The sequence below is a fragment of the Streptomyces sp. NBC_00647 genome (assembly GCF_045207245.1).
Classification (GTDB): Bacteria; Actinomycetota; Actinomycetes; order Streptomycetales; family Streptomycetaceae; genus Streptomyces.
In genome coordinates this window covers 4,427,013-4,444,761 of sequence record NZ_CP109040.1, presented here as the reverse complement: position 1 = coordinate 4,444,761, position 17,749 = coordinate 4,427,013, and the positions used below count along the sequence as shown (strand labels likewise).

General features: G+C 70.0%; 12 protein-coding genes. 8 read left to right on the top strand and 4 right to left on the bottom strand.

Annotation, left to right across the window (positions count from 1 at the left end; translation table 11 throughout):
• Positions 1-134: 134 nt before the first annotated feature.
• The 3 genes from OG788_RS19380 (at position 135) to OG788_RS19370 (ending at position 3,021) form a co-directional block, all read left to right on the top strand.
• The gene (locus tag OG788_RS19380) at positions 135-1,061 is read left to right on the top strand and encodes a ComF family protein (protein WP_406372340.1); all 927 of its coding nucleotides are present in this window, start codon (positions 135-137) and stop codon (positions 1,059-1,061) included.
• A gap of 315 nt (positions 1,062-1,376) precedes the next feature.
• Complete coding sequence (hpf, locus tag OG788_RS19375) at positions 1,377-2,069, top strand: ribosome hibernation-promoting factor, HPF/YfiA family (protein ID WP_406372339.1); 693 nt, start codon at positions 1,377-1,379, stop codon at positions 2,067-2,069.
• A gap of 205 nt (positions 2,070-2,274) precedes the next feature.
• Positions 2,275-3,021 (top strand): response regulator, encoded by a 747-nt coding sequence (locus OG788_RS19370; RefSeq protein ID WP_406372337.1) that lies wholly within the window; start codon positions 2,275-2,277, stop codon positions 3,019-3,021.
• Positions 3,022-3,051: 30 nt separating this feature from the next.
• Here the strand turns inward: OG788_RS19370 and OG788_RS19365 are convergent, their stop codons facing one another.
• Entirely contained in the window at positions 3,052-4,305 is a 1,254-nt protein-coding gene (locus OG788_RS19365; protein WP_406372336.1) for a winged helix-turn-helix domain-containing protein, read from the bottom strand.
• Positions 4,306-4,491: 186 nt separating this feature from the next.
• The gene (locus OG788_RS19360) at positions 4,492-5,058 is read right to left on the bottom strand and encodes a GNAT family N-acetyltransferase (RefSeq protein ID WP_406372334.1); all 567 of its coding nucleotides are present in this window, start codon (positions 5,056-5,058) and stop codon (positions 4,492-4,494) included.
• 244 nt (positions 5,059-5,302) lie between these two features.
• On the opposite strand from OG788_RS19360, the gene secA reads away from it, so the two are divergent.
• A complete protein-coding gene (secA, locus tag OG788_RS19355) occupies positions 5,303-8,143 on the top strand; it encodes a preprotein translocase subunit SecA (protein ID WP_351553914.1) in 2,841 nt (946 codons plus the stop codon).
• 188 nt (positions 8,144-8,331) lie between these two features.
• Here the strand turns inward: secA and OG788_RS19350 are convergent, their stop codons facing one another.
• Positions 8,332-9,015, bottom strand: a complete 684-nt coding sequence (locus tag OG788_RS19350; protein WP_406372332.1) for an Rv3235 family protein — start codon at positions 9,013-9,015, stop codon at positions 8,332-8,334.
• A 365-nt stretch (positions 9,016-9,380) separates the two neighbouring features.
• Here OG788_RS19350 and OG788_RS19345 point away from each other — a divergent pair, with 365 nt between their 5' ends.
• Positions 9,381-9,896, top strand: a complete 516-nt coding sequence (locus OG788_RS19345) for a DUF6912 family protein (protein ID WP_351553908.1) — start codon at positions 9,381-9,383, stop codon at positions 9,894-9,896.
• Between the two features lie 56 nt (positions 9,897-9,952).
• Positions 9,953-10,618: an HAD hydrolase-like protein gene (locus OG788_RS19340; RefSeq protein WP_351553905.1), complete on the top strand. Its 666-nt coding sequence runs from the start codon at positions 9,953-9,955 to the stop codon at positions 10,616-10,618.
• A 127-nt stretch (positions 10,619-10,745) separates the two neighbouring features.
• On the opposite strand, the gene OG788_RS19335 is transcribed toward OG788_RS19340, so the two are convergent.
• Entirely contained in the window at positions 10,746-11,312 is a 567-nt protein-coding gene (locus tag OG788_RS19335; RefSeq protein ID WP_351553902.1) for a DJ-1/PfpI family protein, read from the bottom strand.
• A 699-nt stretch (positions 11,313-12,011) separates the two neighbouring features.
• Here OG788_RS19335 and OG788_RS19330 point away from each other — a divergent pair.
• Both OG788_RS19330 and OG788_RS19325 read left to right on the top strand, forming a co-directional pair.
• On the top strand, positions 12,012-16,949 hold the full coding sequence (locus tag OG788_RS19330) for an NAD-glutamate dehydrogenase (protein ID WP_406372329.1): 4,938 nt from the start codon (positions 12,012-12,014) through the stop codon (positions 16,947-16,949).
• A 289-nt stretch (positions 16,950-17,238) separates the two neighbouring features.
• Complete coding sequence (locus OG788_RS19325; RefSeq protein ID WP_356757432.1) at positions 17,239-17,733, top strand: GtrA family protein; 495 nt, start codon at positions 17,239-17,241, stop codon at positions 17,731-17,733.
• Positions 17,734-17,749: the final 16 nt, after the last annotated feature.

The window sequence follows — 17,749 nt, the reverse complement described above, 5'->3', positions numbered from 1 at the left end:
CGGGGGCCGTGCGCAGGCCCGGCGGCTCCCTCGTCCGCCCTGCGATGTGCCGGCGTACAGCCGCTCCGGGGGTTGTCCACAGGGGTTGTCCACAGGGGTGGCCGAGCGGGGCGGGCGTTGGCACAGTGGTGGCCATGCGGGGGTGGTGGCAGGACCTCACGGATCTGGTGCTGCCGGCCGAGTGCGGAGGCTGCGGTAGGCCTCGCGCGGTGCTCTGCCCCGAGTGCCGTGCCGCCCTGAGCGGGGCCGCTCCGTGCCGGGTGCGGCCGGTGCCCGAGCCGGCGGGGCTGCCTGTCGTGCACGCGGCGGCTCCCTACGAGGACGAGGTGCGGGCCACGCTCCTCGCCCACAAGGAACGCGGTGCGCTGGCACTGGCGGCACCCCTGGGAGCGGCCCTCGCGGGGGCTGTGCGGGCGGGTCTGGGGCCGGTACGACGTCCTGGTCCGGCCGGGCGGCCCACGGCTTCGCAGGGGCGGCTGAGGCTCGGGAAGGGGGAAGCGCGGGGCGGGCCGGGGCGGCCCGGGAACGGAGGCGCGGTGGTCCGGGGTTCGGGAGCGGGGCGCGGGCCCGTGCTGCTCGTCCCCGTGCCCTCGGCGCGGAGGGCGGTTCGGGCGCGGGGGCATGATCCGGCGCGGCGGATCGCGCTCGCGGCGGCGGGCGAACTGCGGCGCACGGGAACGCCTGCCCGGGTCCTCGGCGTGCTGCGCCAGAGGCGTGCCGTGGCCGACCAGTCGGGGCTGAACTCCCGGCAGCGGCTGGCCAATCTGACGGGGGCCCTGGAGGTCGTCGCCGGGGCCGAGCTGCTGCTCGCCGAGGGAGGCCGGGTCGTGCTGGTGGACGACCTGATGACGACCGGGGCCTCGTTGGCGGAGGCGGCGCGGGCCGTTCGGGCCGCGCAGTCGGGTGTGCGGGCGGTGCGATGGACGGGTGACGGAGCGGAACTGTCGGAAGTGGAAGGGCGGATCGCGGGTAGGGAGCAGGCCGGAGGAACGAGCGGTGACACGGTCTGCTCGGCCGTGGTCGCCGCACCTCCGGACGCTTTCGAAATAAACCGGAACTGACCGAGAACTTGCATCGTTGCAGGTAATGAGTGGGTCAATTCACCTGAACGGAGGTACGTCTCAGTAGAGGGTGACGACATCCGTCCAGGCGAGATATGTTCGGTTGTGAGGGAATGGCGCAGGCCGTCCCTCGCGCATCCGAGTGCCGTACCGCGGGTTTTCAGCAATCACCCGCATCGGTGGGGTGGAGATCTTGTCCTTGGGGGAGGAGGAGGTGAAAGTCACCGAGTCCGAGGTTCCGGTGCTCACCGGAACCTGGTGCAAAAGGGAGATGCTCCGCCAGTGGAGCGGGGCTATCCGGGAACGGAGTTCTGCGTGGACATCGTCGTCAAGGGCCGCAAGACCGAGGTGCCCGAGCGGTTCCGCAAGCACGTGGCCGAGAAGCTGAAGCTGGAGAAGATCCAGAAGCTCGATGGCAAGGTGATCAGCCTCGACGTCGAGGTGTCCAAGGAGCCCAACCCCCGACAGGCCGACCGCAGTGACCGGGTGGAGATCACGCTCCACTCCCGCGGACCGGTGATCCGGGCGGAGGCAGCGGCAAGCGACGCGTATGCAGCACTCGACCTGGCCGCGGACAAGCTCGAGGCCCGGCTGCGCAAGCAGCACGACAAGCGCTACACCCGCCGTGGGACCGGCAGGATCTCGGCAGCCGAGGTCGCCGACCGCGTCCCGGGTGCAGCGACGCTCAACGGCGACGGCAGCGTCGTCCACGACGACGAGCCGGACGCGGTACCGACGAAGAAGATCGGCTCTCTCGAGATCATGGGCGAAGGCCCCTGTGTCGTCCGCGAGAAGACCCATGTGGCCGCACCGATGACGCTCGACCAGGCGCTCTACGAAATGGAGCTGGTCGGGCACGACTTCTACCTCTTCGTCGACTCCGAGACGAAGGAGCCCAGTGTCGTCTACCGGCGGCACGCGTACGACTACGGCGTCATCCACCTCAGCACGGACCCGATGGTCACCCAGGGCGGAGCGGACGCGCCGGGCGGCGCGCTCGGCGGCTGACCACCCCCGGTGACGGCTGAGCCGGTGCCCCTGGAGCGCGAGTGCGCCCCCAGGGGCACCGGTGTGCGACCACTTCACGTTCCGCGATGTCACCGCGCTGCCGCCCCGGCATGGAATCATGGCCGCACCGGCCCAACCGGTGGGCCGTTGCCTTGGGTTGGCGATGGCACGGAAACACAGGCCACGGCCTTCAGGGGGAGGAACGATGGCGGACAGCTTCGGACCGATGCGTGACCGTGATGCCCACGACGGCGTCGTCGCCACCGGCCTGGACGCGGGCTCTCCGCGCAAGGAGCCCATCAGGGTCCTTGTCGTGGACGACCACGCCCTCTTCCGCCGAGGTCTGGAGATCGTTCTCGCGGCCGAGGAGGACATCCAGGTCGTCGGCGAGGCGGGGGACGGGGCGGAGGCGGTCGACAAGGCCGCCGATCTGCTGCCCGACATCGTGCTGATGGACGTGCGGATGCCCAAGCGCGGCGGTATCGAGGCGTGCACCTCCATCAAGGAGGTGGCCCCCAGCGCGAAGATCATCATGCTGACGATCAGCGACGAGGAGGCCGACCTCTACGACGCGATCAAGGCGGGCGCGACCGGGTATCTCCTCAAGGAGATCTCCACGGACGAGGTGGCCACGGCCATTCGCGCGGTGGCCGACGGGCAGTCGCAGATCAGTCCCTCGATGGCGTCGAAACTCCTCACCGAGTTCAAGTCGATGATCCAGCGGACGGACGAGCGCCGGCTGGTGCCCGCGCCGCGGCTCACCGATCGCGAGCTGGAGGTCCTCAAACTCGTGGCCACAGGGATGAACAACCGCGATATCGCCAAGGAGTTGTTCATCTCCGAGAACACCGTGAAAAACCATGTGCGCAACATCCTGGAGAAACTGCAGCTGCACTCCAGGATGGAAGCCGTGGTGTACGCGATGCGGGAGAAGATCCTCGAGATCCGCTAGGCGTCCCCCGAGGACCAGTTCCGTCAGGAGCTACCCGAGGACGCGGACGAGTTCCCCGATGAGCGGCTCACGCAGTTCCGGGGCGTCCACCCGCTCGACCCGCACATCCGTGCAGTCCACCCAGCTCGCGGCCTCCGCCAGGGCCTGAGCCACCGCCGGGACCGCCTTGGCGCCGTCCAGGGTGACCTGCCTGGCGACCAGCGTGCGGCCCTCCCGGGCCGGGTCCACCCGGCCGACGAGCCGGCCGCCGGCCAGGACCGGCATCGCGAAGTAACCGTGGATCCGCTTCGGCTTGGGTGTGTACGCCTCCAGGCGATGCGTGAAATCGAAGATCCGCTCCGTGCGCGCCCGCTCCCAGATCAGGGAGTCGAACGGCGACAGGAGCGTCGTACGGTGGCGGCCGCGCGGAACCGTCTCCAGTGCCACCGGGTCCGCCCACGCGTCCCCGACCGGTCTCGCGCCGAGGCCCCTGGCTCCGCCCTTCTGGGCCGCGGGCCTGCCCCAGCCCTCCACCGTCACCGGGACCAGGCCCGAGTCCGCGATCACCGCGTCGACCTGCTCGCCCCTGAGGCGGTGGTAGTCGGCGATGTCCGCCCGGGTGCCGACACCGAGGGACTGGCCGGCCAGGCGGACCAGTCGGCGCAGGCACTCCGCGTCGTCCAGTTCGTCGTGCAGCAGCGACTTCGGGATGGCGCGCTCCGCGAGGTCGTAGACCCGCTTCCAGCCGCGCCGCTCCACGCACACCACCTCGCCGTACATCAGCGCGCGCTCGACGGCGACCTTGGTGCCCGACCAGTCCCACCACTCGCTGGTCTTCTTCGCTCCGCCCAAGTCCGTGGCCGTGAGGGGGCCTTCGGCGCGCAGTTGCTTGACGACCTGGTCGTAGGCGCCGTCGGGCAGGTCGTGGTTCCAGTGCGGGCGGGCGCGGTAGGAGCGGCGGCGGAACGCGAAATGCGGCCACTCCTCCACGGGCAGGATGCAGGCCGCGTGGGACCAGTACTCGAAGGCGTGCGGTGCCGGGGGTGTGTCGGCGGCCGGCGCCGACGTCCAGTAGGCCTGCTCGACGGTCTTGCGGCCGACGGCGCCGAGACGGGCGTACGGAATGAGCTCGTGGGAGCGGGCGAGGACGGAGATGGTGTCGAGCTGGACCGCGCCGAGGTGCCGCAGGACTCCGCGGACGCCCGCCCTGCGGTCCGGGGCGCCCAGGAACCCCTGGGCCCGCAGGGCGATGCGGCGGGCTTCGTCCGCCGAGAGTTCGGTGATGGGAGGCGGAAGACTCGTCATGCCCACACGTTAGGCGGTGCCACTGACAACGGGGCCCGGCCGGGCGACCGAGCCGATGACCGGACGTCGTGGCCGAGCCCGTGGCCGCCGTGGCCGAGCCCCGCGGCCGAGGACGACGACCGAGCCGGTGGGCGATGCCGGTGACCGACCCCGGTCACCAGGCGCGTCGTCCGCGCCCCGTCGGGCTCACCTGGCCGGCAGGTACGGCGCCGTCGACGGCAGGCCCAGGTCCGACGGGAGCAGCGAGCCCACCCAGCAGTCCCTTCGTACGCCCTTGTTGTTGATGGCGGAGCGCAAGGTCCCTTCGATGGTGAAGCCGGCGCGCTCCGCGACCGCGCGGGAACCGGTGTTGCCGACTTCGGCACGCCATTCGACCCGGTCGACGGACAGGTCCGTGAAGGCCCAGCGGGAGGCCGCGACGGTGGCCTCGGCGATGTAGCCGTTGCCGCGGTGCTCCTTCGTCGCCCAGTAGCCGACCTCGCCGACGCCCAGGGAACGCATGGTGATGGAGAGCATGCCCACCAACTCCCCGGAGGGGAGGAAGACGCCGAAGGCGAAGGCGGAGCCGTCCGCCCAGCCCTCGGGCACCATCTGGTCCGTGAAGCCCGTCGCGTGCTCGCGCAGATAGGGCGACGGGATCGTGGTCCAGCGCTGGATGTCGGGATCCTGGGCGGCCTCGTAGACGGCGTCGGTGTCGTCCGCCCCCACGATGCGCAGGACGAGACGGTCGGTGGTCAGCGTGACGGGGTCCATCGGCCGATTCTGCTCGGGCATCGGGACAGACGCCATTCCTTTGCTGTGAGTGAGGGGTTCGCTACTTTTCGCTGGGTGAACGCGGCACCTTCGGCAACGCCGGTCCGTTGTCCTAGTGGCTGTCACCGGCAGACCTCCCGGCGCGGTGTGGTCCTCGCTTACGATGGCCGTTGCTCAAGCTGTGATTTGAAACTGCCATTGAAACCGACCGTCCCAGGCCCGACCGGCAAGGAGACAAACCCCCGTGTCCGTCCTCTCGAAGATCATGCGTGCAGGCGAAGGCAAGATCCTGCGCAAGCTGCACCGCATCGCGGACCAGGTCAACTCCATCGAAGAGGACTTCGTCGACCTCTCCGACGCCGAGCTGAGGGCCCTCACCGATGAGTACAAGCAGCGGTACGCCGACGGCGAAAGCCTCGACGACCTGCTGCCCGAGGCGTTCGCCACCGTCCGTGAGGCTGCCAAGCGCGCCCTTGGCCAGCGTCACTACGACGTGCAGATGATGGGTGGCGCCGCGCTCCACCTCGGCTATGTCGCGGAGATGAAGACCGGTGAGGGCAAGACGCTCGTCGGCACCCTGCCCGCGTATCTGAACGCTCTCTCCGGCAAGGGCGTCCACCTCATTACGGTCAACGACTACCTGGCCGAGCGCGACTCCGAAATGATGGGCCGCGTCCACAAGTTCCTCGGGCTCGAAGTCGGCTGCATCCTCGCCAACATGACCCCGGCCCAGCGCCGCGAGCAGTACGCGTGCGACATCACGTACGGCACGAACAACGAGTTCGGCTTCGACTATCTGCGCGACAACATGGCGTGGTCCCAGGACGAGCTCGTCCAGCGCGGCCACAACTTCGCGATCGTCGACGAGGTCGACTCCATCCTCGTCGACGAGGCCCGTACGCCGCTGATCATCTCCGGCCCGGCCGACCAGGCCACCAAGTGGTACGGCGACTTCGCCAAGCTGGTCACCCGCCTCAAGAAGGGCGAGCCCGGCAACCCCCTCAAGGGCATCGAGGAGACCGGCGACTACGAGGTCGACGAGAAGAAGCGCACCGTCGCCATCCACGAGCCCGGCGTCGCCAAGGTCGAGGACTGGCTGGGCATCGACAACCTCTACGAGTCGGTGAACACCCCGCTCGTCGGTTACCTGAACAACGCCATCAAGGCCAAGGAACTGTTCAAGAAGGACAAGGACTACGTCGTCATCGACGGCGAAGTCATGATCGTCGACGAGCACACCGGCCGTATCCTCGCCGGCCGCCGCTACAACGAGGGCATGCACCAGGCGATCGAGGCGAAGGAAGGGGTGGACATCAAGGACGAGAACCAGACGCTCGCCACGATCACCCTCCAGAACTTCTTCCGCCTCTACAAGCGCCAGGACCACAACGGCAAGGAAGTGCCCGGTCTCTCCGGCATGACCGGTACGGCGATGACCGAGGCCGCCGAGTTCCACCAGATCTACAAGCTCGGCGTCGTCCCGATCCCGACCAACAGGCCGATGGTCCGCAAGGACCAGTCCGACCTGATCTACCGCACCGAGGTCGCCAAGTTCGAGGCGGTCGTCGACGACATCGCCGAGAAGCACGAGAAGGGCCAGCCGATCCTGGTCGGCACCACCTCGGTCGAGAAGTCCGAGTACCTCTCGCAGCAGCTCGCCAAGCGCGGTATCCAGCACGAGGTGCTGAACGCGAAGCAGCACGACCGTGAGGCGCCGATCATCGCCCAGGCCGGCCGCAAGGGCGCCGTGACCGTCGCCACCAACATGGCCGGTCGTGGTACCGACATCAAGCTCGGCGGCAACCCCGACGACCTCGCCGAGGCGGAGCTGCGCCAGCGCGGCCTCGACCCCGAGGAGCACATCGAGGAGTGGGCGCACGCTCTGCCCGCCGCCCTGGAGCGTGCCGAGAAGGCGGTGAAGGCGGAGTTCGAGGAGGTCAAGGACCTCGGCGGGCTCTACGTCCTCGGTACCGAGCGCCACGAGTCGCGGCGTATCGACAACCAGCTGCGCGGTCGTTCCGGCCGTCAGGGCGACCCGGGCGAGTCCCGTTTCTACCTCTCCCTGGGCGACGACCTGATGCGCCTCTTCAAGGCGCAGATGGTCGAGCGCGTGATGTCGATGGCGAACGTCCCGGACGACGTGCCGATCGAGAACAAGATGGTCACGCGCGCGATCGCGTCCGCCCAGTCGCAGGTCGAGCAGCAGAACTTCGAGACCCGCAAGAACGTCCTGAAGTACGACGAGGTGCTCAACCGGCAGCGCGAGGTCATCTACGGCGAGCGCCGTCGCGTCCTGGAGGGCGAGGACCTCCAGGAGCAGATCCAGCACTTCATGGACGACACCATCGACGCCTACATCGGGGCCGAGACCGCCGAGGGCTTCGCCGAGGAGTGGGACCTCGACCGGCTGTGGGGCGCGTTCAAGCAGCTCTACCCGGTGAAGGTCACCGTCGACGAGATGGAGGAGGCGGTCGGCGACCGTGCCGGTCTGACCGCCGAGTTCATCTCCGAGTCCATCAAGGACGACATCCACGACCAGTACGCGGCCCGCGAGGAGCAGCTCGGCTCCGAGATCATGCGTGAGCTGGAGCGCCGGGTCGTGCTGTCGGTCCTGGACCGCAAGTGGCGCGAGCACCTCTACGAGATGGACTATCTCCAGGAGGGCATCGGCCTGCGCGCGATGGCCCAGAAGGACCCGCTGGTCGAGTACCAGCGCGAGGGCTTCGACATGTTCAGCGCCATGATGGACGGCATCAAGGAGGAGTCCGTCGGCTACCTGTTCAACCTGGAGGTCCAGGTCGAGCAGCAGGTCGAGGAGGTCCCGGTCGACGACTCCGCGCCGTCCCTCTCCAAGCGGGACGCCGTTCCCGCGGGTGCGATGCGGCCCGAGATCCGCGCCAAGGGGCTCGACGCCCCGCAGCGTCCGGACCGGCTGCACTTCTCCGCGCCGACCGTCGACGGTGAGGGCGGCATCGTCGAGGGCGACTTCGCCAACGGCGACGAGCCCGTGCGCTCCGAGGCGGACGGCCTCACGCGCGCGGAGCGCCGCAAGCAGCAGAAGGGCGCCCGCCGGCGTAAGAAGTAGGGCGTGAGGGTCGCGAGCGGGCGGTGACCGCCGCCGCGCGCGACCGGTGACACGTCGGAAGGGCCGGGCACCTGGTGCCCGGCCCTTCGTGTTTGCCCGGGACGGGGCGGCGTGACGGTCGTGCGGGCCGCCGGGGTCACGGCCGGGAGGCACGAGATCGCCGGCTGTCCCGGCTCGGTCGTCGCCGTTCAGTCCTTCGGGTGGGGCATGCGGGGGCCGCCTAGTTCGATCGCCGTGCAGCGCCAGCGGAGGTCGGGGCCCTGCTCCAGCCGGAAGGCCATGGCGCGGAGCTGGTCGCCTGCGCCGATGCGGGCGAAGGCCTCGACGGCGCCGGGGCGCGCGACGTAGTAGCCGATGTCCCGGACGACGGGGCGGGTGCCGCGGGTACGGAGGGGGCCGCGTTCGGCGAGCCAGGCCAGTTCGTCGTACGCGCGGCCCGCGGTGTGGCGCAGCATGCAGTGCACGGGACGCGCGCCGCTCAGTACGGCCAGCAGACGCTCGGCGAAGACGTCGGTGGGGCGGGGCTGGGGAGCGGGCGGGCGAGGTGCTTCGGCGGATGCCGTGCCGAGCGGTCGGGCGCCGCCCCGCGCCGTTGCCGGGACCCGGCTTCCGGCCGGTACCGCCGAGGGGCGGCCCGTGGACGGTGCCGTCGCCGGGGACGGGCGGCCCGTGGTCGGAGCGGCGGCCGGGAGGCCCGTGGGGGGTGACGGGGCCGTGGCCGCGCCGCCCGGCGCCGGGCCGCCGCCCGGAGGCCTGGTGGGGGTGCCCGTGCCCGGGGTGCGGGGTGGGGTGCTGCCGGGGCGGCGGGTGTCCTGGCGGCCCGGCGGACGGGTACCCGGGTGGCGCCGCGTCCTGGTCATCACCTTGTTCATACGTCGTCCCCGCTCGTCGGGACCGATCGACACCGGTCGCTGGAACCGATCTCTACCGGTCGGTAACTTTCGTGTTGGGGATCTTGTACGAGGCGGGAGCGGCCCTCCGCAAGGACGGCTGGCGCGTGTCACGGCGCCGGGAGAGTTCACCTATCAGGGTGGCCGGGAGGGGGCGAACCCTTGGTGGCACAGGGGTGCACCGGGTGAATCGCGGGCCCGGGGTGGACGCCGCGGAGGGTGCGGCCGGGACCTCGAAAGGGGACGCCCGCACGTATCCTGAAGGCCCTCCCCGGAGGCGCGGGACCGCTCTCCGGAGCGCCGGGACCGCGGACCCTCGGAGTCCCCGACTACGAAAGCGGCCAGCCATGCGCGTCTACGTCCCCCTGACCCTCTCCGGTCTCGCCGAGGCGTACAAGACGGGAGAGCTGGAGGCGGGACCGTTCGTCGCGTACGCGGTGACCCCCGCCCTGCGCGAGTGGTATCTCTCCGACGACATCGAGGAGCTGGAGTACGCGGCGCTGAGCCGTGCCGCGCTGGCCTCGCTGCGGCTCCTCGCGGTCGATCCCGGGGCCGTACGGCGCCGGGTCGTCGTCGCGGTCGACGTTCCGGACGGTGCCGCGGTCGCCGACCCCGACCGGGGGCTCGACCCCGGGGCGCTCGGCGAGGTGCGGGTCTCCCGGACGGTGCCGTTGGCCAAGGCGGCCGCCGTGCACGTCGACTCGGACGACGCGGAGGCTGATGTGACCGCGGCAGCGGCGGCGCTGGGTGCGGCGGACGTCGGGGACGACGACGCCCAGTTCGTGGTCGACGGGGCCGAGGACCACGAACTGCTCTGGTTCGCCAGGCAGGAGATCCCCAACCTGGTCGGGCTCGGGGAGTAACCGCCCGTTCCCGCCCGCGATGAGGCGTTGTCGGTGGCGGCGGGTACGTTCTTGGTATGGGGAAGCAAGGAAACGCGCACATTGTGTGGGACTGGAACGGCACGCTGTTCCACGACAATGTCGCGATCATCGGGGCGACGAACGCGGCATTCGCCGAGCTGGGTCTTGAGCCGATCACGCTGGAGCGGTACCGGGCGATGTACTGCGTGCCCGTGCCGAAGTTCTACGAGCGGCTGATGGGGCGGCTGCCCACGGACGCCGAGTGGCAGATCATGGACGACACCTTCCACCGGTACTACGCCGAGCACCGCCGAACGTGCGAGCTCACCGCAGGGGTGCCCGCGCTCCTGGCCGGATGGGGAGCGGCGGGTCGCAGCCAGTCCCTTCTGAGCATGTACGGCCACGAGGAGCTGGTCCCGCTGGTGCGGGGCTTCGGCATCGAGCCCCACTTCGTCCGGGTCGACGGGCGGACCGGGCCCTCCGGCGGCAGCAAGGCCGAGCACATGGTGCGGCACCTCGGGGCGATCGCGGGTGTCGAGCCGTCCCGCGTCGTGGTGATCGGCGATGCCGCGGACGACGCGATCGCCGCACGGCACGTCGGGGCCGGGGCCGTCCTCTACACCGGCGGTTCCCACAGCCGCGCCAGCCTGGAAGTGGTCGGCGTTCCCGTGGTGGACAGCCTGGAGGAGGCGGTCGAGGAGGCCGAGCGGCTGGCGGCCTGAGCCGTCCGGGAGACCTGACGGCAGCCAGGGGGCGTTCGGCGGGTTCCGAGGCGGGTTTCCGGCGAGGGGACCCTCTCGAGCCCCTCGCCCGGTCCGCACGTCCTGCCCGTGAGCCGGTCGTGCCTCCTCAGCCCACCGGGGCCTTCGCGCGCAGCACCTTGAGGAACTCGCGCATCCAGGCGGAGTGGTCCGGCCAGGCGCGGGCGGAGACGAGGGTGCCGTCGACGACGGCCTCCGCGTCCTGGAAGGTCGCGCCCGCCGCCTGCATGTCGAGTTCCAGCGCGGGGTACGCCGTGACGCGGCGGCCGCTCAGGCTGTCGACGGCCGCGGTCAGCAGGGGACCGTGACAGATCTGCGCCACCGGCTTGTCCGCGTCGAAGAAGGACTTGAGGATCTTGCGGAGCTCTGGGTCGTTGCGGAGGTACTCCGGGGCGCGTCCACCGGGGATGACGAGGGCGACGTACGCGCCGGGGTCGACCTCCGAGAACGCGAGGTCCGCCGGCCACGTGTATCCGGGCTTCTCGGTGTAGGTGTCGAAGCCCGGCTCGAAGTCGTGGACCACGAACTGGAGCTTCTTCTGGGTGGGGGCGGCGATGTGGACGTCGTAGCCCTCCTCGCGCAGGCGCTGGTAGGGGTACAGGACCTCCAGTGACTCCGCCGCGTCGCCGGTGACTATGAGGATCTTCGCTGCCATGATGCTGCGCTCCCGTCGGCCGTCTCGCGTGTTCCGTTGGTCGTCCCGGTCAACCTGCCTCCGGGAGAGGTGCTTGCCAAGGGGGCGTGCGCTCTTCGGGGCACCCGCGGTGGGGCCCGCCCGCGCATCCCGGCCGCCACAGGACTCCGCGGCCGCCGCAGAACACCGCCTGTAGTACGACGGTAGCCCGCAGTCGGCCCGCACTGCATGTCCTCGCCCCATTCGTGCCTGTGCATAGTGTCAAAGTTCCACCCCCGGTTTTGTACACATACGGCTCATGACGACCCCGGGGTGGGGGGCGATAGCCTGGTGGCGTGATCAGCGCGATATCTCGCGGGGGCATCGTCGCCCCTGCCCCGCGCCCGGAGCGCACGGACGACATCCGTGACCGGGCGGTAGTCGCTGATCTTCGCGGGCGGGACGGGATGACGGCGGACGCCGTGGGCGGACGCGGAAACGCGGCGAGCGCCGACGGCAATGCACCCCGTACGTCGATGGCACCCCGGGAACGGACGTCGCCGAGAGCAGCGTCACAGTCTCCGAGGGCGTCGAGAATGACCGATAACCTCCCGCTCATCTCACCTTGCGGCATAGCGTCGAAGCAGACCGGACACCCCGCGTCACGGCGTTGCGTCGGAAGCGACGAGACCGCACTTCCTTCAACGTCACGCAACGGCGCGCGACAGGAGCCAGAGGACAATGCAGACCAAGCTGGACGAAGCCAAGGCCGAGCTGCTCGAACGGGCCGCCCGGGTAGCTGAGAACAGCCCGGTCGGGGGGCACCTACCGACTGGGACGACGGGCGAGGGCACCCCCGACCGGGACACCGTGCTCGCGTTCCTCCAGCGCTACTACCTGCACACGGCCCCGGAGGACCTCACCGACCGAGACCCGGTCGATGTCTTCGGAGCGGCCTTCTCCCACTACAGACTGGCCGAGAACCGCCCTCAGGGCACGGCCAACGTGCGCGTGCACACCCCCACCGTCGAGGAGAACGGCTGGACCTGCAGCCACTCCGTCGTCGAGGTGGTCACGGACGACATGCCCTTCCTCGTCGACTCGGTGACCAACGAGCTGTCCCGGCAGGGCCGCGGCATCCATGTCGTCATCCACCCGCAGGTCGTCGTGCGACGCGACCTCACCGGCAAGCTCATCGAGGTGCTGCCCACGCGGCCCTCCGCCGAGGACCTGCCGCACGACGCGCACGTCGAGTCGTGGATCCACGTAGAGATCGACCGCGAGACCGACCGCGCCGACCTGAAGCAGATCACCGCCGATCTGCTGCGCGTCCTGTCCGACGTCCGTGAGGCCGTCGAGGACTGGGAGAAGATGCGCGACGCGGCGCTGCGGATCGCCGAGGAGCTCCCCAAGGAGCCGACCGCCGACGATCTGCGCGACCAGGAGGTCGAGGAGGCCCGTGAGCTGCTGCGCTGGCTCTCGGGAGACCACTTCACCTTCCTCGGGTACCGCGAGTACCAGCTGCGCGACGACGACTCGCTGGCCGCCGTCCCCGGCACCGGGCTCGGCATCCTGCGCTCCGACCCGCAGCACGGCGAGGACAGCCACCCGGTTAGCCCGTCCTTCGAGCGACTGCCCGCCGACGCCCGCGCCAAGGCCCGCGAGCACAAGCTGCTGATCCTGACCAAGGCGAACAGCCGGGCCACCGTGCACCGGCCGTCGTACCTGGACTACGTCGGGGTCAAGAAGTTCGACGAGAACGGCGAGGTCATCGGGGAGCGCCGCTTCCTGGGCCTGTTCTCCTCGGCCGCGTACACCGAGTCCGTGCGCCGTGTGCCCGTCGTCCGCCGCAAGGTCGACGAGGTCCTGCGCGGCGCCGGGTTCTCGCCCAACAGCCACGACGGGCGCGACCTGCTCCAGATCCTGGAGACCTACCCGCGCGACGAGCTGTTCCAGACCCCCGCCGACGAGCTCCGGGCGATCGTCACGTCCGTCCTGTACCTCCAGGAGCGGCGCCGGCTGCGGCTCTACCTGCGCCAGGACGAGTACGGGCGCTACTACTCGGCCCTCGTCTACCTCCCGCGCGACCGCTACACCACCGGTGTGCGCCTGCGGATCATCGACATCCTCAAGGAAGAGCTCAACGGCACCAGCGTCGACTTCACGGCCTGGAACACCGAGTCGATCCTGTCCCGGCTGCACTTCGTGGTCCGGGTCGAACCGGGCACCGAGCTGCCGCAGCTGTCCGACACCGACAAGGAACGCATCGAGGCGCGTCTCGTCGAGGCCGCCCGTTCCTGGGCCGACGGCTTCGCGGAGGCGCTGACCGCCGAGTGCGGCGAGGAGCGCGCCGCCGAACTGCTGCGCCGGTACGGCAACGCCTTCCCCGAGGGCTACAAGGCCGACCACTCCCCGCGCTCCGCCGTCGCCGACCTGGTCCACCTCCAGGCCCTCGGACAGGAAGGGAGCAAGGACTTCGCGCTCAGCCTGTACGAGCCGGTCGGCGCGGCACCCGGCGAGCGCCGCTTCAAGATCTACCGCACCGGCGAGCAGGTCTCGCTCTCTGCGGTCCTGCCCGCCCTGAACCGCATGGGCGTCGAGGTCACCGACGAGCGGCCGTACGAACTGCGCTGCTCGGACCGTACGACGGCGTGGATCTACGACTTCGGGCTGCGCCTGCCGAAGTCCCTGAACGGCAACGGCGACTACCTCGGCGACGATGGCCGCGAGCGGTTCCAGGAGGCCTTCGCCGCCACCTGGACCGGGCAGGCCGAGAACGACGGCTTCAACGCCCTCGTGCTGAGCGCCGGGCTGACCTGGCGGCAGTCGATGGTGCTGCGCGCCTACGCGAAGTACCTGCGCCAGGCCGGTTCCACCTTCAGCCAGGACTACATGGAGGACACCCTCCGCAACAACGTCCACACCACCCGGCTGCTCGTCTCGCTCTTCGAGGCGCGGATGTCGCCGGAGCGCCAGCGCGCCGGTGTCGAGCTGACCGACGCCCTGCTGGAGGAGCTGGACGCCGCGCTCGACCAGGTCGCCTCGCTGGACGAGGACCGGATCCTGCGGTCCTTCCTCAACCTGATCAAGGCGACCCTGCGTACCAACTTCTTCCAGCAGGCGATCGGCGGCAACCCGCACGAGTACGTCTCCATGAAGTTCGACCCGACGGCCATCCCGGACCTGCCGGCGCCCCGCCCGGCGTACGAGATCTGGGTGTACTCGCCGCGCGTCGAGGGTGTGCACCTGCGCTTCGGCAAGGTCGCGCGCGGCGGTCTGCGCTGGTCCGACCGACGGGAGGACTTCCGCACGGAGATCCTCGGCCTGGTCAAGGCGCAGATGGTGAAGAACACCGTCATCGTGCCCGTCGGCGCCAAGGGCGGCTTCGTCGCCAAGCAGCTGCCCGACCCGTCCGTGGACCGCGACGCCTGGCTGGCCGAGGGCATCCGCAGCTACCGGACCTTCATCTCCGCGCTGCTCGACATCACCGACAACATGGTGGCCGGCGAGGTCGTCCCGCCCGCCGACGTCGTCCGGCACGACGAGGACGACACCTACCTCGTGGTCGCCGCCGACAAGGGCACGGCGACGTTCTCGGACATCGCCAACGAGGTCGCGGAGAGCTACGACTTCTGGCTCGGCGACGCCTTCGCCTCCGGCGGCTCCGCCGGGTACGACCACAAGAAGATGGGCATCACCGCCCGTGGCGCCTGGGAGTCCGTGAAGCGGCACTTCCGGGAGCTGGGCGTCAACACCCAGACGCAGGACTTCACCGTGGTCGGCGTCGGAGACATGTCCGGCGACGTGTTCGGCAACGGCATGCTGCTCTCCGAGCACATCCGCCTGGTCGCCGCGTTCGACCACCGGCACATCTTCATCGACCCGAACCCGGACTCGGAGACCTCCTACGCCGAGCGCCGCCGCCTCTTCGAGCTGCCGCGCTCCTCGTGGGCCGACTACAACACCGAGCTGATCTCGGCCGGTGGCGGCGTCTTCCCGCGTACCGCCAAGGCCATCCCGGTCAACGCGCACGTCCGCGAGGCCCTCGGCATCGAGTCCGGCGCCGCGAAGATGACGCCGGCCGACCTGATGAAGGCGATCCTCCAGGCCCCCGTCGACCTGCTGTGGAACGGCGGCATCGGCACCTATGTGAAGTCGGCCGCCGAGTCGCACGCGGACGTCGGCGACAAGGCCAACGACGCGATCCGCGTCGACGGCGCCGACCTGCGCGTCAAGGTCGTCGGCGAGGGCGGCAACCTGGGTCTGACCCAGCTCGGCCGGATCGAGTTCGCCCAGCACGGCGGCAAGATCAACACCGATGCCATCGACAACAGCGCGGGCGTGGACACCTCCGACCACGAGGTGAACATCAAGATCCTGCTCAACGCGGTGGTGGCCAACGGCGATCTGACCGTCAAGCAGCGCAACAAGCTGCTCGCCGAGATGACCGACGAGGTCGGTGCCCTGGTGCTGCGCAACAACTACGCGCAGAACACGGCGATCGCCAACGCGCTGGCCCAGTCCCCGAGCATGCTCCACGCCCAGCAGCGGTTCCTCCGTCATCTGGTCCGGGAGGGGTTCCTCGACCGGGCCCTGGAGTTCCTGCCCAGCGAGCGGCAGATCCGGGAGCGGCTCAACGCCGGTCAGGGGCTGACCGGTCCGGAGACGGCCGTCCTCCTCGCCTACACGAAGATCACGGTCTCCGTCGAGCTGCTCGCGACCTCGCTGCCCGACGACCCGTATCTGCAGAGCCTGCTGCACGCGTACTTCCCGACGGCCCTGCGCGACAAGTTCCGTGAGCAGATCGACGGGCACGCGCTGAGCCGCGAGATCGTGACGACCGTCCTGGTCAACGACACGGTCAACACGGGCGGTACGAGCTTCCTGCACCGCCTCCGCGAGGAGACGGGTGCCTCGCTGGAGGAGATCGTCCGGGCGCAGACCGCGGCCCGCGCGATCTTCAACTCCAGCGCGGTGTGGGACGCGGTGGAGGCACTCGACAATGTCGTCGCCGCCGACGTCCAGACCCGGATCCGGCTGCACTCGCGCCGCCTCGTCGAGCGCGGCACGCGCTGGCTGCTCAACAACCGGCCGCAGCCGCTCCAGCTCGCCGAGACGATCACCTTCTTCAGCGACGGTGTCGAGCAGGTGTGGTCGGAGCTGCCCAAGCTGCTCCGCGGCGCGGACCTGGAGTGGTACCAGCAGATCTACGACGAGCTGTCGAGCGCCGGCGTGCCGGACGAACTGGCCACCCGCGTGGCCGGGTTCTCCTCCGCCTTCCCGGCGCTGGACATCGTCTCGGTGGCCGACCGCATGGGCAGGGACCCGATGGCCGTCGCCGAGGTCTACTACGACCTCGCCGACCGTCTGAGCATCACCCAGCTCATGGACCGGATCATCGAGCTGCCGCGGGCCGACCGCTGGCAGTCCATGGCCCGCGCGTCGATCCGCGAGGACCTGTACGCGGCCCACGCGGCGCTCACCGCCGATGTTCTCGCGGTGGGCAACGGCTCCTCCACGCCCGAGCAGCGCTTCGAGGCCTGGCAGGAGAAGAACACGGCGATCCTCGGACGGGCCCGCACCACCCTGGAGGAGATCCAGGGCTCGGACTCGTTCGACCTCGCCAACCTGTCGGTGGCGATGCGGACGATGCGGACGCTGCTGCGCACGCACTCCTAGGCGGTAGGCGAACGGGGGCGCACCGGGCCGCAACGGCTCGGGGCGCCCCCGTCGCGCGTGCGCCGCATCCGTTGTGCGAACGGCGCCCCGGCGAGCACGTGGTGCCTCGCCCCTCTTCGAAGTGCCCGGACCGTGCGGTCCGGGCACTTCGCCGTTCCGCCGGTTCCTGGCGCTTCTCTGACGGTTTTCTGGTGAAACTCCGGCTCGCGATTTACCTATACCTGGTAAATAGGACATTTAGCTTAAGGTGAGTTCGACCGACGGACAGACGTGTGGAGGACCCGGACCCGTGACAGTGCACCTCTCCGAGAGGCCGGCCCCCGTGGCGGCCCTGCCCGTCATCCACCCCCGGTACGCCCCGAAGGTCCCGAGGGTCCGCCGGCTCGCCCTGGAGGTGGCCCGCTTCTCTGTCGTCGGCGGCAGTGGGGTCGCCGTCAACGTCCTCTTCTTCAACCTGGCGCTGCACGGCCTGATGTGGGCCCCGATGACCGCCACGGTGATCGCCAGCTGTGTCGCCATGGGGACGAACTACCTCGGCTTCCGCTTCTTCGCCTATCGGGACCGGGCCTCGCGCACCCGGCGTCAGATCGCCCTCTTCTTCGCCTTCAGTGGGCTCGGTGTCGCCATGGAGAGCGCGCTGTTCTATCTCGGCTATCACGGCCTGGGGATGAGTGGCCCGCTCGGCTCGAACCTCGCCAAGGCGCTGTCGATCGTGCTGGCCTCGGGATTCCGCTTCGTGGCGTACCGGACATGGGTGTTCCAACACGCGAAGAGCGCACGATAAGGCAGCAAAAAGGGTC